General features: G+C 59.4%; 1 protein-coding gene and 1 pseudogene. Both read left to right on the top strand.

From position 1 onward, the window contains the following. Positions 1-2 precede the first annotated feature (2 nt). Positions 3-158 carry a tail fiber assembly protein gene (locus M0814_RS29060; RefSeq protein ID WP_348773093.1) on the top strand — a complete coding sequence of 52 codons (156 nt, stop codon included), beginning with the start codon at positions 3-5 and terminating at the stop codon, positions 156-158. A gap of 58 nt (positions 159-216) precedes the next feature. Continuing rightward, positions 217-308 (top strand): annotated as a pseudogene (locus tag M0814_RS29055) (cell wall hydrolase); the annotation flags it as partial.

The following is a 308-nucleotide window of genomic DNA, read 5'->3' as shown; positions in this document are numbered from 1 at the left end:
CCATAGCGCCACTTCAGGATGCAGTCGACATTGATGAGGCTACGGAAGCCGAGGCAGCACTGCTGAAAGAGTGGAAAAAGTACCGAATTGCCCTGAACCGTTTGCCGGATCAGCCCGCATACCCGGAATCCATAATTTGGCCGCAAACACCGGCCTGACCCACCAGCCACCCGACACCCGCCCTTGAGCGGGTATTTTTTTGCCTGGAGAAAAGTGATGCCTGTAACCGAAAAAGACCGCGACATCCTCGCCCGCACGCTGTGGGGCGAGGCCCGTGGCGAAGGAACTGCCGGCCAGATCGCCGTGGC

Origin of the sequence: Pseudomonas sp. MWU12-2020 (assembly GCF_023100605.1) — a bacterium.
GTDB classification, from domain to species: domain Bacteria; phylum Pseudomonadota; class Gammaproteobacteria; order Pseudomonadales; family Pseudomonadaceae; genus Aquipseudomonas; species Aquipseudomonas fluorescens_H.
This window is presented reverse-complemented; position numbering and strand designations above follow the sequence as displayed.